Origin of the sequence: Hymenobacter nitidus (genome assembly GCF_020447315.1) — a bacterium.
Classification (GTDB): Bacteria; Bacteroidota; Bacteroidia; order Cytophagales; family Hymenobacteraceae; genus Hymenobacter; species Hymenobacter nitidus.
Map to the genome: position 1 here is coordinate 171,259 of NZ_JAJADQ010000001.1, position 16,913 is coordinate 188,171.

Below are 16,913 nucleotides of genomic sequence, written 5' to 3' on the forward strand. Positions count from 1 at the left end.
TACATTGCGGGCGCCGTTTGCCCGGCGGCGCCGTTCGTATTTTATTCCTATTCATGCCCTTCCGACAGAAGCTGAAAGCTATTGTATTGCCCTTCACCGTGCTGAGCTGGTTGATACTGCTTATCAGTACCCTGTTGCAAGCCAGTCCGGAGGCCGCCGCCCGCGTGGGGCTGCCCCCCGAGTGGGTAACGCTGCTGGCCCAGGCCGCCTTCGTAGCCGGCGTGTTTATCTACCAGCGCAGCCAGCCCGACCCGTTGCGGGGCACCGATTTCGTGGGTTTGCTGCGGCGCCTGGTGCTCGGGCCCGGCGTGCTGGCAACCGTGTGCGTAGCTCTGCACTTGGCCGAGCGGCTGATTCAGTACGAGCACCCCACCACCGACCGACTGCTGTTTGCCGGTATCTATACCATTAATCTGGCGCTGTTCGTCATTTTCCTGGCCTACACCAACTATTCCTGGCGCTCCTTGGTCCTGTTCCGGTCTACGGCCCGCCTGCGCCGCGACTGGCTCTGGTTTGAAGTGCTGCTGGGCACCACCCTGCTGTTTCGCCTGTTTGCCTGGACGCCACCCATGCCGGTAGCCTACTTTATTATGGGCGGGCTGGCCGTGTTTGGCGTGTACCTGAGCGGCAACCAGAAGTGGGTGGCCTACCTGAACCGGCGCCAGAAGTGGGAAGTCGTGTTTCTGCAGCTGGCCCTGCTGCTGTGCCTGGGCATCTTTACCATCTACTTTCTGCGCATTGCCAAGGACCCCAAGCTGGTAGCGCCCGAGCCCCAGCACGCGTTTCTGCTGCTTACCGTCTTCTTCGCCAGCTTCTACTCCCTGGCGGGCCTGCTCGTGACGTTTTTCAACCTGCCGACAGCGGGCGTGTTTGAGCAGAAGCGGGAGGAAATTCTCAGCCTGCAGCGCCTCACTCAGCTGATTCAGAAAGGTCAGAGCGAGGAGGAAGTGTACCAGATGCTGTTTGAGGCCGCCATTCAGACCGTGGAAGCGGATGCCGCCTGGCTCGACATCGAAACCGAGGGCGAGCTGCACATGGCCCAGCGCTTCAACGTAAGCGAGGAGCACGTGCAGGCCATTCGCGTCCTGCTCACCGACTACAACCTGGGTCAGATTGAGTACCTCAACAACGACCTGCCCAACAGCAGTGGCTTCCGCAATCTGGAGCTGCCCTACGGCTCCCTGATTGTGATGCCCATGCGCTCGGCCAAACGCCAATATGGGTCGCTCTACATGCTGAAGGAGCAGCGCCAGGGCTTCGACCGGGAAAATCTGGGCATGCTCCAGACCTTCACCAGCCAGACGGTGCTCAGCATCGAAAACCTGCAGCTGGTGGCGGCCTCCATCCAGAACGAGCGGGTGAAAGAGGAATTGAAAATCGCCTCTTCGGTGCAGGACAGCCTGATTCCGAAAGATCTGCCGATTGACAACTGGTTTGAAATCGGCTCCCACGCTCTGGCGGCCAAGGAAGTCGGCGGCGACTTCTATGACTTTCTGCATCTGCCCGGCAAACGCCTCGCCATTCTCATCGGCGACGTGTCGGGCAAAGGCATTACGGCGGCCTTCCACATGGCGCAGATGAAGGGAATTTTTCACGCCCTGATGCAGGAAAACCCGCTGGCCAAGAACGAGCGGGAGAAGTTTCCGGTGCCCAGCAAGTTTATGGCCATGGCCAACCAGGCCCTGACTCACTGCCTGGAAAAGTCGTCCTTCATTACCGCCGCCCTTTATATCGTCGATTACGAGCACGGGGGCTTCGTGTTTGCCCGCGCCGGCCACTGCCACACGCTCTACTACCATTCCATCAAGGAGGAAGTATCGTACTTCCGCACGGCGGGGCTGGGGCTGGGCATCATCCGCAACGATTCCTACGAGAAGCACATCAAGAACCAGTTCTACGACTACAACCCCGGCGACGTAATGGTGATTTACACCGACGGCATCGTGGAAGCGCGCGGGGCGGGCCAGGAAGAGTATGGCGAGGAACGCCTCAAGCAGCAGCTCGAGCATACCTATTACCTCGAAGCCGACGAAATCAAGCAGCACATCCTGGACGACCTGAACGAGTTCAGCAAGGGCCAGCCCATGCACGACGACCAGACGTTGCTGGTCATCAAGTTCAAAGCAGCTCAACCAGAAGCAACTAACTAACGTACAGTGGAGGCATGAAAATAAATCAACAAACTACCGAGAATACCCTCACCCTGAGCCTGGATGGCGAACTGGACGCCAGCTCGTCCGTGTTGCTGGACAGCGAGCTGACCAAGCCCGAAGTGCTGGATTACAAGAAAGTGCTGATCGACTGCCAGCGCCTGAATTATATTTCTTCCGCGGGCCTGGGCGTTTTTATCTCTCATTTGCAGCGTTTTCAGGATGCCAACGTAAAGCTGGTATTCTTCAACATGCAGGAGAAAGTGCATAACGTGTTCGAGATTCTGGGCCTCGACGCTCTGATGACCATCGTGCCGTCGGAGGCCGAAGCCACCGCTCTCTAAGCCAGGAGTACAGGAGGGAATGAAAAACGCAATCCGTATCAGTTGCAGCCGCCATAACCTGAAAGTAGTGCGCGATTTTGTAAGCGCCTACCTGGCGGCTTACGCCCTGTCGGATTTGCAGTTGAACCAGATTATCCTGGCCGTCGACGAGGTCGTTGCTAACCTGATTATCCACGCCAACCACGAAGATGAGTCGCAGTTCCTGAACCTGCGCCTGGGCGTCGATAAGCAGGTTTTCGAGATTGAAATCGAGGACGACAGCAAATCTTCCTACCAGCCCTCGCTCTACAAGGAGCCCGACCTGCAGGAACACATCCGCATCGGCAAAAAAGGCGGCGTGGGCATGACGCTCGTCAACCGCATTATGGACCGCGTGGAGTTTACCACCACCGGGGACCACAACGTCTGTCGGCTGTATAAGCGTATCGTGTGAGCCTGAAACCCACCGAAAAAAGCACTTCCCTCCCGAAGTGCTTTTTTTATGCCCACTACCAGGCAAAGTCGGCAGCGGCGGGCCGAAAAAAATGCGTAAAATTGCGTCAGTCAGCCCTCCGTCCTAACGTGTTACGATGGCTGTACGCTTTGTAGTATCTTATTTTTTGTATGCACAAACGCATTTTGTACGCCGGCCCGCTGGCCGCTGCACTGCTGGCCGCTGGCTGCCAGACTACCAAATCGACTACCACGGCCAAACAACCCATTGTTGAAACGCTTGGCACCCACGAGGTGCCCGCCGGGGAGTTTGCCTACGTGTACCGCAAAAACAATGGCTCGGCGCCGGAGTTCGGCACCCGGCCCAGCGTGCAGGAATACCTGGACCTGTACACCAACTTCAAGCTGAAGGTGCTGGAAGCCGAGCAGCGCGGCCTCGATACCACCCAGGCCTTCAAGCGTGAGCTGGAGGGCTACAAGCAGCAGCTGGCCCAGCCCTACCTCACGGAGAAAAGCGTAACCGACCAGCTGGTGCGCGAGGCCTACGACCGGATGAGCAAGGAGGTAAGCGCCTCCCACATTCTGCTGCGCCTGGCGCCCGACGCTTCCCCGGCCGATACGCTGGCCGCTTACAACAAGATTATGGCTCTGCGCCAGCGGGTAACCGGCGGCGAAGACTTCAATAAAGTGGCGGCCGAAACTTCCGAAGACCCTTCGGCCCGCGACAACGGCGGCAAGCTGGGCTACTTCACGGCCATGCAGATGGTGTACCCCTTCGAGTCGGCGGCCTACCGCACCAAGGTGGGCGAGGTGTCGCCGCCGGTGCGCACCCGCTTTGGCTACCACATCATCAAGGTGAACGATGTGCGTACGGCCCAGGGCGAAATCAAAGTGGCCCACCTCATGATTCGGGCCACGCCCGGCATGCCCAAGGCCGACTCGGTGACGGCCAAGAAAAAGATTGACGAAATCTACAGCCGCCTGCAGCGCAACGAGTCCTGGGACAAGCTGGTAGCCCAGTTTTCGGAAGATGCCGGCTCGGCGGCCAATGGCGGCGAGCTGCCACCCTTCGGCACCGGCCGCATGATTCCGTCTTTCGAGGAAGCGGCCTTCAAGCTACAGAAGCCCGGCGACCTGTCGGCACCCGTGCAGACGCCCTACGGCTGGCACCTCATCAAGCTGGTGGAAAAGCAGCCCGTGCCCAAGTTTGAGGACATGGAAGCCTCGCTCAAGAGCAAAGTATCCAAGGATTCCCGCTCGGAACTGAACCGCACGGCCTTCCTCAAGCGCATCCGCACCGAAAATCAGTTCACCGAAAACCAGGCCGGCAAGGACTACGCCTTTGCCAAAGCCGACACGTCGCTGGTGAACGGCCGCTTCAAGTACACGGCACCGGCACCGGCTACGAAGGCCAGCAAGACCCCGGACGGCAACGCGCCGCTGTTTACCATCAAGGGCAAAGCCTACCCAGTGAAGGATTTCCTGGCCTACGTGCAGCAGAACCAGCGCGCTAAGGCCGGAGCCGACCCGCGCTTCACCATGCAGCAGCTCTACGACCAGTACGTGGACCAGACGCTGACCGACTTCGAGAAGGCCAACCTGGAAACCAAGTACGAAGACTACCGCATGCTGGTAAAAGAGTACCGCGACGGTATTCTCTTGTTCCAACTGATGGACGAGAAAGTGTGGTCCAAGGCCATTGAGGACACCGTGGGCCTGCAGAAGTTCTTTGCCGACAACCAGAGCAAATACCAGTGGGAGCCCCGCGTGCAGGGCACCGTTATCAGCGCCGCCACGCCCCAACTGTTGAATCAGGCCCAGACCCAGCTCAAGGCCGGCCGCTACGAAGTAAAGCGCGTTGTCCCCCCGACGGTCGTGTTCCTGGCCGGCAAGTCCGCCGTTATCAAAGCCAACTGGGCCAATCTGGACCGCCTGGCCAGCCGCCTGCAAACCGATACGACGCTGACGCTGACCGTCACGGGCCGCACCAAGCGTGGTGAAGCCGCCACGTTGGCCGCCGCCCGGGCCAACAGCGTGAAAAACTACTTCACCAACAAAGCCGGGGTACCAGCCCGCCGCATCAAGACTACGACCAGCAAAGCGGCTTCGGCTGATGGCTCGGCGCTGCTGTCGATGATTAGCACCAGCCCCTCGGCCCTGGAAGAAAGCCTGAACGAGCAGAACCCGCTGGCCGTGCAGATTCAGCAGCGTAGCTTCCAGAAAGGCGACAACAAGGTGGTGGATGAGCTGATGAGCAAAGGCCCCGGCACCTACACTGTCAACAAAGACGGCCGCTACTACGCCGTGACCATCGACAAAGTGCTGCCCGCCGGCCCCAAGACGCTGGCCGAAGCCCGCGGCCAAGCTACTTCCGACTACCAGAACTTCCTGGAGAAGCAGTGGATTTCGCAGCTGCGGGAGCAATACCCGGTGAAAGTCAACCAGAGTGAAGTTGACAAGCTCGTGACCAAATAACGGCGCCGGAATTTTTGGTGCTGCCCTAGCAAGAAGCCTCGGCCATCCCCGGGGCTTCTTTTTGCTATCCGGCCCCATGCAACGTGCGGCCCCGCCCCCGACTCCTTAGGTTACTTACCGGCTGGAAGCGGCCCGCTGAACCGTTGTTTTTGCCGGAGAAAGGATTTATGTTGAAATTTACGGGCGACTTTCTGCGTTTCAGAAGTCGACTGGCTCGGGCAAGTGCTTCAGCTACTACCGCCCCGGGCATTATTCTTTTCGATTCCATGATTCAATTCGTTCGTTCGTCGGCCCGCGTGGCCCTGCTTGGCATGGGTTTGCTGGCTGGCACCGTTACTACTAGTTTCGCCCAGCTCGGCATTGGCCGCCCCGTGGGCCGGCAGCTGGCGGATGCCATCATCGTGAAGGTGGACAACCAGATTGTGCTGCGCTCTGACCTGGAGCTGGCCTACCTGCAGCAGGTGCAGCAGGCGCAGGGCAAGCCCCTGCCGCCGGATCTGCGCTGCAAAATCCTGCAGAGCATCGTGCTCAACAAGCTGATGCTGGCCAAAGCCGAAACCGACTCGGTGGTGGTGGAAGACGCCCAGGTGAAAAATGAGCTGGACCGCCGCATGGCGTACTTCGTGCAGCAGATCGGCTCGGAGAAAAAGCTGGAGGAGTACTACAACAAGCCCATCAAGCAGCTCAAGGACGACCTGCGGCCCCAGGTAAAAGAGCAGCTGATTCAGCAGAAGATGCAGGAAACCATTGCCGGCAAAGTCTCCGTGACGCCGCGCGAGGTGCGCCAGTACTTCAGCCGCATTCCCAAAGACAGCCTGCCCTATTTCTCGACCGAAGTGGAAGTAGGTCAGATTGTGAAGCTGGCCCAGGTGAACCCCAAAGCCAAGCAGGAAACCGTCGCCAAGCTCAACGACCTGCGCGCCCGGATTCAGGCCGGGGAAAGCTTTGAGACGCTGGCCAAGCAGTTTTCCGAAGACCCTGGCTCCGGGGCGCAGGGCGGTTACCTGGGCTTTTTCAAGCGCAAGGAGTTGGTGCCCGAGTACGAGGCCGCTGCTTTGCGCCTGGAGCCCGGCCAACTCTCGCCCATCGTAGAGTCGCAGTTCGGCTTTCACCTGATTCAGCTTATCGAGCGCAAAGGCGACAGCTACAGCACGCGCCACATTCTGCTCAAGCCCGCCGCCGGTGGCAACGACGTGAATGAGGCCGCTACCCAGCTTGCCAAGCTGCGCAAGCGGATTCTGGCCGACAGCGTTACGTTTGCCAAGGCAGCCAAAGACAATTCCGACGATAAGCAGACCAGCGGTAACGGCGGCTTGCTGGCCAACCGCCAGGATGGTGGCTCCTACCTGCCCCTCGACAAGCTCGACCCGGCTATTTTCTTCACCATCGATACCATGAAGGTGGGCCACATCACCCCACCCCTTCCCTACCGCACCGACGACGGCAAGGACGCCATGCGCATCATCTGGCTGAAGTCGAACACGCCGCCTCACCAGGCCAACCTGAAGGACGACTACCAGAAAATCTCGCAGGCGGCCCTGAACGAAAAGAAAAACAAGGCGCTGGACGAGTGGTTTCTAAAAAACCGCGGCTCGGTTTACCTCGAGGTCGACCCCCAGTACGCCGACTGCAAGCTGCTCGACGCGGTTTACTAAGTAGTGAGTTGGTGATTTAGCGACTTAGTGAGTTCTAGGTTCAAACCGCGCAGCATTGCGCCAGCGGAACGACAACTCACTAAGTCGCTAAATTACTAATTCACTAAACCACCATTTCACTCCTACATGCGCACTTTCTCTTCTGATAAGGAAGCCGCCGACGCGCTGGCCGCCTCTTACCGCACGCTGCGCCAGGAAATCGGCAAGGTCATTATCGGGCAGGATGAAGTCGTCCGGCTGGTGCTGACGGCCGTTTTCTCCCAGGGCCACTGTCTGCTGGTGGGCGTGCCGGGCCTGGCCAAAACCCTGCTGATTCAGACTATTGCCGACTCGCTCGACCTGTCGTTCAACCGGATTCAGTTCACGCCCGACCTGATGCCCTCCGACATCGTGGGCTCGGAAACGATGAACCAGCAGCGCGACTTCCAGTTTGTGAAAGGCCCCGTGTTTGCCAACATCGTGCTGGCCGACGAAATCAACCGGACACCGCCCAAAACCCAGGCCGCCTTGCTGGAAAGTATGCAGGAATACTCGGTGACGGTAGCCGGCAAACGGTATCCGTTGGAGCGCCCCTTCTTCGTGCTGGCCACCCAGAACCCGATTGAGCAGGAAGGCACCTACCCGCTGCCCGAAGCCCAGCTCGACCGGTTCATGTTCAACATCGAATTGGGCTACCCCAGCTACGAGGCCGAGCTGCAGATTGTCAAGAACACGACTTCGGACACCAAGCCGAGCGTGAACAAGATCTTGCATTCCGACGATATTCAGGCCTTCCAGCACTTGGTGCGCCGCGTACCCGTGGCCGACAACGTGGTGGAATATGCCGTGAGCCTGGTACACAAAACCCGCCCCAACACCGACCGGGCCGCTCCGCGCGTGAGCCAGCTCCTGGAGTGGGGCGCCGGGCCGCGGGCCTCGCAGCACCTTATTGTGGGAGCCAAGTGCAACGCCCTGCTCAACGGCAAGTATTCGCCCGATATTGAGGACGTGAAGGCCATTGCCCTCCCGATTCTGCGCCACCGCCTGGTGCGCAACTTCAAGGCCGAAGCCGAAGGCATCAGCATCGACCAAATCGTCAAGGAATTGCTTTAGAGTTGTTGATTGCTGATTGATAATTATTGACCGTATCCGCCAACAATCAGCAATTAACGCCCAACAATCAACTGTCAACAATCAACTTTTTCACCTGTGGAAGTTCTCGGCTACTATCAGCAATTTGAGCGCAACATCGACATCATTCTCGACGCGCTGCGGGCCGGCCTTGATTTGCGCACGACGCCCCTGGAAATTTCGCTGCCCCTGGAAGTATATGTGCTCTGCGAAGTCCTGAACGAGGGCGGCGCCAGCTACCGGCTTACTACCGAGGGCCTGGCCCGGCTGGCCGAGTTTGACGAGCAATATGCCCAGCACAAAGCCCAGACCGAAGCCGTCATGCAGCGCATTCTGGAAGATAAGCGCGCGTTTATGCGCACGCCCGAAGGCCGCGTGCTGCTTAAGGAAATGTTGATTCGTCGCCTGGAATACTTCAACGAAACGGCCCGCCTCGTGAACGTGATGCGCACCCAGCAGTCCCTGGGCAGCCCGGTGCAGTACAAACATCCGCACCTGAGCACCAGCGTTGCCCTGAAAAAGTAAAAGCATTGCTTTCCGGCAACGAAAAAGCCACCCGAACCCGGGTGGCTTTTTTGTTGGCTCAGAGTTCAGACAACGCCTAACTACTCATTCGCCCGGCATCCTGGGGCCTGATTTCGGCGTGGCCATCCTGGGAATGCGCCAACACCAGCTCACCGGCGGGCTCCTTCTTCAGGTCGCTGGGCACTTCCTCGCCCGACAGGCTCTTGGAGGAAGTCACGCCGCCGTCCACGAAGTAGGTAGCGCCCGTGACATAGCTGGCCTCATCCGAAGCCAAGAACAGGTAGACGTTGGCAACTTCTTCGGGGGTACCGCGGCGGCCCATGGGTACACCTTCTACCGTGTTCTTTTCCATTTTCTTATCCATCGGGCCGGTTTCCTTGTGCGTCCAAGCCGTATCGATGGGGCCGGGCCCTACGCAGTTTACGCGCACGCCGTACTTGGCCTGCTCTACGGCCAGGCCCTTGGAAAAGGTCATGACCCAGGCTTTGGTGCCACCGTAGGGCGTAATGTTGGGGGAGCCCATCTGCCCGGCCTCCGAGCCGGCCGAAATGATATTGCCCCGGGTTTTCTGCAGGTAGGGCAACGCCGCGCGGCTCATGTGAAACGCGGTGTAGATGTTGTGCTTAATCATGTACTCGAATGCTTCCACCGGGTACTTGTCCAGTTCGTCGGTGGCCGGAAACACGCCCGCGTTGTTGACCAGCACGTCGAGCTTGCCAAACCGGTCGAGGGCCAGCTGCACGCAGGCTTCGGCCGTGGCCTGGCTGGATATGTCGCCGGAGAAAGCCACGGCTCGGCCCCCGGCGGCCACAATTTCCTCCGCTACGTCGCCTACGGGGTCTTCGGCAAGGCCCACAACCACGACATGGGCGCCTTCCTTGGCAAATTTCTTACAAATGGCTTCGCCGATGCCCGCGCCGCCGCCCGTCACAATGGCTACTTTGCCTTCAAGTCTTCTGTTCATAACTGCTGGTGTTGGTTGGGGTAGAATAAGGTGGCAGCCCGCTTTAGATGGATCAGGTCAACGTGCGCCCGGCTGCCAGAGGCCACGGCCACTCTGAAACATAACGGCCTCTGGCGGGAGAGGTTATCAGCCCTGGGCCGCCGTACCCCAACTTTCCGGGCGCGGCTACGTGTAGGCATAGGTGTTCCGGCCGTATCCCTATGAGTATTGCTGAGCTGCCCCCAGCCCCCGCCCGTACGCCCCTACTTACGCCGCGCCTCACGTTGCGCCCCTACACGCCCGCCGATGCCGAGGACTTCTTTGCCGTAATCGACCAGGACCGGGCGCGGCTGCTGGCGGCTTTTCCCTCCCGCATGGCCGCCGTGCAGAATCTGGCCGACGCCCGGCAGGTCGTGCAGGCTTACACTCAGGACTGGCAGACGCGGCGCTTGTTCGTATTTGGCATCTGGCATTCCGCCTCCGGCCAATACTTCGGCGACATCAGCCTGAAGCCCGTCTGGGGGCGTGCTGTAACGGCCGAAATCGGCTACTATCTTTCAACTGCCGCTGAAGGGCAGGGCTACGCCCAGGAGGCGTTGGCCGCCGCCGCTTCATTTGGCTTCCGCCCGCCCATCAGCGCTACCCGCCTCGATATTCGCTGCTACGCTACCAACCCTCGCAGCTGTGCCGTGGCGGAACGGGCCGGCTTTCGACGCCTACCACCGCGGCCAAGGGTGTGGCTCACCCGCAATCAGCCGGAGATTCACTACTACCACCTCACGGCCGCTGATGCGGCTCTGCCGCGCTAAACGCAAGACCTACTTCGTGCGCCGCAGCGTGGTGAGCAGAAAGTCCTGGTTGAAGTTCAGGTACATCGCGAAAGAGAAGTCAATGGACTTGTTGCCTAGATCATACAAGGGCTCAAACCGCGTGGTCAGCACGATGTTATCGGCCAGCTGGTAGTCTTTCAGCACCCGCAGAATCAGTAGCTGCCGGTGCCGCTCGGTATAGCTGGGGTCACTGACGGTGGAGGAAATGGACGGGTATAAGCGTCCGCCCAGCGGGGCAAAGAAGCCATTGCCTTTCCAGTAGGCCACCTGCAGGTCCGACAGGCGCGTGTTCAGGCCGGCATTCAGGTACAGGCCATAGCCCTTGCTGAACGGCAGCTCCTGCGTAAAGGAATAGTCGATGAACTGGGTCACGTAGCCATCGAACGTAACGGCCTGGAATATATCTGATGGCAGCTTTTTGCGCAGCCGCAGGCCACTGGCCAGGTTAAAATACGTTTGCAGCGGCTTAGGAATGGTATCAATCTGTCCGCCGCGGTGAAAGCCCGTGAACTGGAAAGGAATACCCACCCGCCAGCCTAGGGAGTCTTCCAGCACGGTGGCTTCGGCGGCCAACCCGCCGGCTACTTCTTCCTGAAAGTCGCTGTAGCGGTATTGCTGCCGCTGCCAGTCAACCCAGGCATCTAGCTTGAGACGGCGGGACGTGAACTGATACTGGCTGCCTTCTTCCAGCGGCCGGAACAGCACCCGCTCGAAGTCAAATAACGGTTCGATGAGGCCGTGCTGCACGTTACCCTGGATATTACCCAGCAGCAGCCGGTGCCGACCGTGCTGATAAATGGCCGTAAACAGGGGCCGCACCTGCCGCAGATTATCGGTACCGAAGTCCTTCAGCAGAAACACGCCGGCCTCCAGCCGCCACTTCGGGCTCGGAAAGTACACCAGGCGGGTAGCCAGCTGCGTCCCGTAGTAGGTGCGGCCCTCGTCAATCTTGTTGAAGTACTCGTTGTCCTTATTAAACACCAGGGCGCTGACGTCGAGCCGCAGCTGCTGGTCGTACTCGGGCTTGATGTCGATGAGCCGGTAAAAGGCCCGGTTATTCAATTGGGCGCGGCTTTGGGAACCAGCAGCCAACAAAAAAACCAAGGAAATAAAAGCCAACCAAACTGGTTTTGCCTGGCAATCAGGGAGTATCTTTGACAAAAATTTTAGCATTACTGGATAGACCGAAATTCAGCAAATTTTTTTAGCATTGCGGGGACAAAATATAGTCCGGTTGTGTTACCCATTGCCGGCCAGAAACACCCCGGTCCGGATGCCGTAAAAGGCCCTGCCCGGATTGTTTTAGCGGCTCAAAACGCCTACATTCACCAAACCTAAGCATTTATCCCCAACCCCATTCCAATGGCTGCACCCACCACTGATAAAGCTGTCAATCCCAACATCGAGAAGATGAAGGCGCTTCAGCTCACGATGGATAAGCTTGACAAAGCTTACGGCAAAGGCACTGTCATGAAGCTGAGCGACGAGCGCGTGGTCGATATTCCGGCCATCAGCACCGGCTCCCTCGGTCTTGACATTGCCCTCGGCATCGGCGGCCTGCCCCGCGGCCGGGTCGTTGAAATCTACGGTCCGGAATCGAGCGGTAAAACCACGCTCACGATGCACTGCATCGCCGAGGCCCAGAAGAAAGGTGGCATTGCTGCCTTCATCGACGCCGAGCACGCCTTCGATAAAACCTACGCCGAAAAGCTGGGTATTGACACCACAAACCTGCTGATTGCCCAGCCCGACAACGGCGAGCAAGCACTGGAAATAGCCGACCACCTGATTTCCTCAGGTGCCATCGACATCATCGTTATTGACTCCGTAGCCGCTCTGGTGCCCAAAGGCGAACTGGAAGGCGACATGGGCGACTCCAAGATGGGCCTGCAGGCCCGCCTGATGAGCCAGGCCCTGCGGAAGCTCACCGGTACCATCAACAAAACCGGCTGCTGCTGCATCTTTATCAACCAGCTGCGCGAGAAAATTGGTGTGATGTTCGGTAACCCCGAAACCACGACCGGTGGTAACGCCCTGAAATTCTACGCTTCGGTCCGTCTCGACATCCGTCGGATCGGCCAGATTAAGGAAGACAAGGACAACGTGACCGGCAACCGCACGAAAGTGAAGGTGGTGAAGAACAAAGTAGCGCCACCGTTTAAAGTGGTTGAGTTCGACATCATCTACGGCGAAGGCATCAGCAAAGTCGGCGAGATTCTCGACCTGGGCGTCGACATGGGCATCATTGCCAAGTCGGGCTCCTGGTTCTCCTATAATGGCAACCGCCTCGGCCAGGGCCGTGAAGGTGTCAAGCAGATTCTGCTCGACAACCATGAGTTGGCCGACGAAATCGAGCAGAAGATTCGGGACATGGTGAAGGGTGAGCCTGCTGCTGCGCTGGCCGCCATTCCCACCGACGAGTCGATTGCCGAGGACGACGACGAGTAAACTCCCCCGTTCATCGAAAAAGCCTTCCTACGAAAGCGGGGAGGCTTTTTTTGTGCGTATATTACTAGGCTGAAAAAGGGCAGCGGAACTCTCCACGAGCATTTTCGTTCCTTTTGCCCAAGTACGATGTAGTTTCTGTGGTTACTGGTATCTTTGCTGGCATCTCGTTTGAATAAGCATCGGCCAAAACCATTTTGCCGTTTTCCATGAACCGTCGCTGGCTCCTGTTTTCCCCGTTGCTACTTGCTTTTTGCGCTATACTCTGGTCGTTCAACACGACCAAAACCGAGCGTATTGTTCCCAATCACAGCTTCGCCAAGGGAGAAGTGCTGCGCTATAAAGTGCACTACGGCCTGATCAATGCCGCTGAGGCAACGGTGGAGCTGTCGGACGAGATTCAGAAGGTGAACGACCGGCCCTGCTACAAAGCCACCGTGACGGGCAAAACCACCGGCTCCTTCGACTTCTTCCTGCGCATCCGCGACACGTGGCGCTCCTACATCGACACGACCAGCATTCTGCCCCAGCGTTTTTTCCTTAGCATTGAGGAGAACAGCTACCGCAAAAAGGAAACCATAGACTTCGACCACCAAAAAAACGTGGTGCAGGTAGAAACCCGCCGCAAGCAGGACCCGGCTAAGAAAGGCACCTTCAAAACGCCCGACAACATTCAGGACATCGTCAGCGGCTTTTATTTCCTGCGCACGCTCAACTACGACAACCGCAAAGTCGGCGAGGTCATCCGGGTGCAGGGCTTCTTCGACGACGAGGTCTTCAACATGGATGTGACCTACAAGGGCAAAGAAACGGTCGAAACCAAGGCCGGTGTGATTCGCGCCATCCGCCTGGTCCCGAAGATGCCCGAGAATAAGATCTTTAAAGGAGAAAACGCCGTTTCGGTTTACCTCTCCGACGACCGGAATAAAATCCCGGTTTTGTTTCAGGCTGAAATGTTTGTCGGCTCCGTGAAGGTCGATATGTATAAGTACCAGGGCCTGCGAAACCGGCTGAACCTGGTAGCTAAAAATTGACTCCGTTTCTAAAAGCGACCCCGCCCGGGTCGCTTTTTTTATGCCCTGCCGATAGTGCCCACGCTCTTGTCTCACCTTTTCAACCAAGCTCCACGCTATGCCGCTGACTGAAACCAGGCCGAAGAAAAGCACCACGCTGCTTTTGCAAAGCCTCATTCCGAACCGGCACTGCCAGCCGGCGATAGCCCGACCGACGGCCCCTGTTCACAAAAAGGTAACACGCGCCACCATTCGGCAAGAGGTATTTTTGTCCTCGCGCATTTTCTTTTACCCCCAAACCCCACGACCTGTGCACCCTACTCCTTCCTCCAACGCCTACAAGATTCTGGTAGTTGATGATGACCCGGACATCGTGGAACTGCTTGAATACAACCTGCGCAAAGAAGGCTACCTCGTGGCCAGCGCCCCCGACGGCCGCAAAGCCCTGGAAATTGCGCCCCAGTTCGGCCCCGACATCGTGCTGCTCGACGTGATGATGCCCCACCTCGATGGCATCGATACCTGCCGGCAGCTGCGGGCCATGAGTCGCTTCAAGGAAACCTACATCATCTTCCTGACCGCCCGCGCCGAAGAGTTTTCGGAAGTAGCCGCCTTCGACGCCGGCGCCGACGACTTCATTGCCAAGCCCATCAAGCCCCGGGCCCTGATGAGCCGCCTGGCCGCCTACGTGCGCCGTGACCACGACACGTCGGCCGTGTCGGAGACCATCGAAATCAATGGGCTGACGATTGACCGCACCGGGTTTGCCGTGTTCCAGGAAGGCCGCAAGATTTCCCTGCCCAAGAAGGAGTTTGAGCTGCTGGCTTTCCTGGCCGCCTCGCCCCACAAGGTATTTGGCCGCGAAGAGCTGCTGCAGAACATCTGGGGCAACGACGTTTTCGTGCTGGCCCGCACCGTGGACGTGCACGTGCGCAAGGTCCGGGAGAAAGTTGGCGACCATCACATCCAGACCATCAAAGGGGTAGGCTACAAGTTCAACGCCGACTAGGCCCACGGAAGCCTACCGAAGTACCACGACTGCCATCCTTCCTTTCCTGGGGTGGCAGTCGTATTTTTATCACCCGAAATCTACCCTTTCCCGCGCGTGAACCTCTCGTCCCGCACCATTGCTAGTCTGATTGCGCTGCTTGTGGCCGGCGTGCTGGGCACCTTTGCCTGGGTAGCGCCTACCCTGCCCTTCCGCCAGGCTTTTCTGGCGACGGGCATCACCGTGGCGGCCTGCTTTCTGCTGGTATACCTCTCGTTTGAGGCCCTGATTTTCCGGGAAATCAACAATATCTACGCTGGCCTCGAGAACATCAAGCGCAAGGAGTTCCGGAAGCTGTCGAACAAGTTTCTGTTTCGGCCCGAGCCGCTGAAGCGCATGCGCGACGAAATCCTGGAAATGGCTGAGCGCAAGCAGCGGGAAATTGACGAATTGAAGCGGCTGCAGGTACTGCGCCGCGAGTTTCTGGCCGATGTGTCGCATGAGCTAAAAACCCCAATTTTTGCGGCCCAGGGCTTTCTGCACACCGTGCTCGATGGTGATATGGACGACGATTTCCTGCGGCAGAAGTTCCTGAACAAAGCCGCCACCAGCCTCGATACGCTCGATGCCCTGGTGCAGGACTTAGTCACGATTTCGCAGCTGGAAAAGGGCGTTGTGCGCATGCGCAAGCACAGCTTTGACCTGGCGGCACTGGTGCGGGAGATATTCGAGCAACTAGAGCTGAAAGCGGTGCAGCGCCACGTGGCGCTGGAGCTTTTCCCGCCGGCTCTGACGACAACTCCCCTGCTGGTGCTGGCCGACCGCAACCGCATCCGGCAGGTGCTGGTCAACCTGATCGACAATGCCATTAAATACGGCAAGGAAAACGGGCATGTCACCGTCAGTTTGGTAGAGGCTGGCAAAGCGGTGCGGGTAGCCGTGCGCGACGATGGGGAAGGCATTGCCAAGCAGCACCAGAACCGCATTTTCGAGCGATTCTACCGCATCGATAAAAGCCGCTCCCGCGACTCAGGGGGTTCGGGCCTGGGCCTGGCCATCAGCAAGCACATTGTGGAGGCGCACAAGTCCGTGATTCGGGTGCATAGCGAGGTGGGCGTAGGTACTACCCTGGAGTTCAAGCTCGCCAAGCCCCGCAGCCCCAAAGCCGCCGTGGAAGTTAGTGCGCCCGAAGCCTGAGCTTCCCAAGTCTTCGGCGTACCTTTGCGGCCCGCTATGAAGAAGAATATCGATTTTAAGGACCTGATTCTGTTCGAGGACGACGATTTCGTGGTCATCAACAAGCCGCCGTTTCTGGCCACGCTCGACGAGCGGGTGGGTGGCGCGCCCAACATCCTGCGCATGGCCCGCGAGTACAGCGACGATATGCAGGCCTGCCACCGCCTCGACAAGGAAACCTCGGGGGCGCTAGCCCTGGCCAAGAACCCGGAGGCCTACCGCCACTTATCGATGCAGTTTGAGAACCGCGAGGTGAAAAAGCTTTACCACGCCGTGGCCTGGGGCGTGCACCAGTTCGACAACAAACTCGTCGACCGCAGCATCGAAACCACGACCAAAGGCAAGGCGCGGCTGGCTTACAAGGGCAAGCCCGCCGAAACTTACTTCACTACGCTCGAGCCCTTCGCCCGCCACACGCTGGTACAGTGCGTGCCCATCACCGGCCGTATGCACCAGATCCGGCTGCACCTGATGTATCTGCAGGCGCCCATCGTGGGCGACGTAGTGTACGGCGGGGAAGACTTCTACCTCTCGACGTTGAAGAAGAAGTTCAACATGAAGGACGGCGAGGAAGAGCAGCCCTTTATTAAGCGCTTCGCCCTGCACGCAGCCAAGCTTACATTTGCCCGACTCGGGGGGGAGGAAGTCACTGTGGAAGCACCTTATCCCAAAGATTTCCGGGTGCTGGTCGATACTCTCCGACAGTATAGCTAAGCATTAATGCTCTTTTAGGAACAAACGCTGCTGATTTCGGCCGTAACAGCCAA

General features: G+C 58.5%; 15 protein-coding genes. 13 read left to right on the plus strand and 2 right to left on the minus strand.

All coding sequences use genetic code 11. The features are described 5' to 3' along the window. The first annotated feature begins 53 nt into the window (after positions 1 to 53). From LGH70_RS00710 to LGH70_RS00740, 7 genes are all read left to right on the plus strand, one after another. Complete coding sequence (locus LGH70_RS00710; protein ID WP_226181723.1) at positions 54 to 2,150, plus strand: GAF domain-containing SpoIIE family protein phosphatase; 2,097 nt, start codon at positions 54 to 56, stop codon at positions 2,148 to 2,150. Positions 2,151 to 2,164: 14 nt separating this feature from the next. Next, the gene (locus tag LGH70_RS00715; protein ID WP_226181724.1) at positions 2,165 to 2,494 is read left to right on the plus strand and encodes an STAS domain-containing protein; all 330 of its coding nucleotides are present in this window, start codon (positions 2,165 to 2,167) and stop codon (positions 2,492 to 2,494) included. 67 nt (positions 2,495 to 2,561) lie between these two features. Continuing rightward, positions 2,562 to 2,927, plus strand: a complete 366-nt coding sequence (locus tag LGH70_RS00720; RefSeq protein ID WP_348533728.1) for an ATP-binding protein — start codon at positions 2,562 to 2,564, stop codon at positions 2,925 to 2,927. Between the two features lie 170 nt (positions 2,928 to 3,097). After that, on the plus strand, positions 3,098 to 5,401 hold the full coding sequence (locus LGH70_RS00725; RefSeq protein ID WP_226181728.1) for a peptidylprolyl isomerase: 2,304 nt from the start codon (positions 3,098 to 3,100) through the stop codon (positions 5,399 to 5,401). Positions 5,402 to 5,667: 266 nt separating this feature from the next. Continuing rightward, positions 5,668 to 7,056 carry a peptidylprolyl isomerase gene (locus LGH70_RS00730; protein ID WP_226181730.1) on the plus strand — a complete coding sequence of 463 codons (1,389 nt, stop codon included), beginning with the start codon at positions 5,668 to 5,670 and terminating at the stop codon, positions 7,054 to 7,056. Between the two features lie 126 nt (positions 7,057 to 7,182). After that, on the plus strand, positions 7,183 to 8,148 hold the full coding sequence (locus tag LGH70_RS00735) for an AAA family ATPase (protein WP_226181732.1): 966 nt from the start codon (positions 7,183 to 7,185) through the stop codon (positions 8,146 to 8,148). Positions 8,149 to 8,244: 96 nt separating this feature from the next. Further along, complete coding sequence (locus tag LGH70_RS00740; protein ID WP_226181734.1) at positions 8,245 to 8,691, plus strand: hypothetical protein; 447 nt, start codon at positions 8,245 to 8,247, stop codon at positions 8,689 to 8,691. A 76-nt stretch (positions 8,692 to 8,767) separates the two neighbouring features. On the opposite strand, the gene LGH70_RS00745 is transcribed toward LGH70_RS00740, so the two are convergent. After that, positions 8,768 to 9,655: an SDR family NAD(P)-dependent oxidoreductase gene (locus LGH70_RS00745; protein ID WP_226181737.1), complete on the minus strand. Its 888-nt coding sequence runs from the start codon at positions 9,653 to 9,655 to the stop codon at positions 8,768 to 8,770. Between the two features lie 200 nt (positions 9,656 to 9,855). Here LGH70_RS00745 and LGH70_RS00750 point away from each other — a divergent pair, with 200 nt between their 5' ends. Beyond that, positions 9,856 to 10,443 carry a GNAT family N-acetyltransferase gene (locus LGH70_RS00750; RefSeq protein ID WP_226181738.1) on the plus strand — a complete coding sequence of 196 codons (588 nt, stop codon included), beginning with the start codon at positions 9,856 to 9,858 and terminating at the stop codon, positions 10,441 to 10,443. A 9-nt stretch (positions 10,444 to 10,452) separates the two neighbouring features. Here LGH70_RS00750 and LGH70_RS00755 read toward each other — a convergent pair whose 3' ends face one another. Continuing rightward, positions 10,453 to 11,556 (minus strand): hypothetical protein, encoded by a 1,104-nt coding sequence (locus LGH70_RS00755; protein ID WP_226181740.1) that lies wholly within the window; start codon positions 11,554 to 11,556, stop codon positions 10,453 to 10,455. A gap of 270 nt (positions 11,557 to 11,826) precedes the next feature. Between LGH70_RS00755 and recA the strand changes: the two genes are divergently transcribed. From recA to LGH70_RS00780, 5 genes are all read left to right on the plus strand, one after another. Next, positions 11,827 to 12,912: a recombinase RecA gene (recA, locus tag LGH70_RS00760; RefSeq protein WP_226181742.1), complete on the plus strand. Its 1,086-nt coding sequence runs from the start codon at positions 11,827 to 11,829 to the stop codon at positions 12,910 to 12,912. A gap of 206 nt (positions 12,913 to 13,118) precedes the next feature. Then, positions 13,119 to 13,943: a DUF3108 domain-containing protein gene (locus tag LGH70_RS00765; RefSeq protein ID WP_226181744.1), complete on the plus strand. Its 825-nt coding sequence runs from the start codon at positions 13,119 to 13,121 to the stop codon at positions 13,941 to 13,943. Between the two features lie 289 nt (positions 13,944 to 14,232). Further along, positions 14,233 to 14,931 carry a response regulator transcription factor gene (locus LGH70_RS00770; RefSeq protein ID WP_226181746.1) on the plus strand — a complete coding sequence of 233 codons (699 nt, stop codon included), beginning with the start codon at positions 14,233 to 14,235 and terminating at the stop codon, positions 14,929 to 14,931. A gap of 96 nt (positions 14,932 to 15,027) precedes the next feature. Further along, on the plus strand, positions 15,028 to 16,107 hold the full coding sequence (locus LGH70_RS00775) for a sensor histidine kinase (protein ID WP_226181748.1): 1,080 nt from the start codon (positions 15,028 to 15,030) through the stop codon (positions 16,105 to 16,107). A gap of 36 nt (positions 16,108 to 16,143) precedes the next feature. Further along, positions 16,144 to 16,860 (plus strand): RluA family pseudouridine synthase, encoded by a 717-nt coding sequence (locus LGH70_RS00780; protein WP_226181750.1) that lies wholly within the window; start codon positions 16,144 to 16,146, stop codon positions 16,858 to 16,860. Positions 16,861 to 16,913: the final 53 nt, after the last annotated feature.

Bases quoted from the DNA above. Each gene is read 5' to 3' on its own strand.
- LGH70_RS00735 (WP_226181732.1), top strand. From the start codon at position 7,183: ATGCGCACTTTCTCTTCTGATAAGGAAGCCGCCGACGCGCTGGCCGCC.
- LGH70_RS00710 (WP_226181723.1), top strand. From the start codon at position 54: ATGCCCTTCCGACAGAAGCTGAAAGCTATTGTATTGCCCTTCACCGTG.
- LGH70_RS00780 (WP_226181750.1), top strand. From the start codon at position 16,144: ATGAAGAAGAATATCGATTTTAAGGACCTGATTCTGTTCGAGGACGAC.
- recA (WP_226181742.1), top strand. From the start codon at position 11,827: ATGGCTGCACCCACCACTGATAAAGCTGTCAATCCCAACATCGAGAAG.
- LGH70_RS00765 (WP_226181744.1), top strand. From the start codon at position 13,119: ATGAACCGTCGCTGGCTCCTGTTTTCCCCGTTGCTACTTGCTTTTTGC.
- LGH70_RS00730 (WP_226181730.1), top strand. From the start codon at position 5,668: ATGATTCAATTCGTTCGTTCGTCGGCCCGCGTGGCCCTGCTTGGCATG.
- LGH70_RS00745 (WP_226181737.1), bottom strand. From the start codon at position 9,655: ATGAACAGAAGACTTGAAGGCAAAGTAGCCATTGTGACGGGCGGCGGC.
- LGH70_RS00725 (WP_226181728.1), top strand. From the start codon at position 3,098: ATGCACAAACGCATTTTGTACGCCGGCCCGCTGGCCGCTGCACTGCTG.
- LGH70_RS00750 (WP_226181738.1), top strand. From the start codon at position 9,856: ATGAGTATTGCTGAGCTGCCCCCAGCCCCCGCCCGTACGCCCCTACTT.
- LGH70_RS00715 (WP_226181724.1), top strand. From the start codon at position 2,165: ATGAAAATAAATCAACAAACTACCGAGAATACCCTCACCCTGAGCCTG.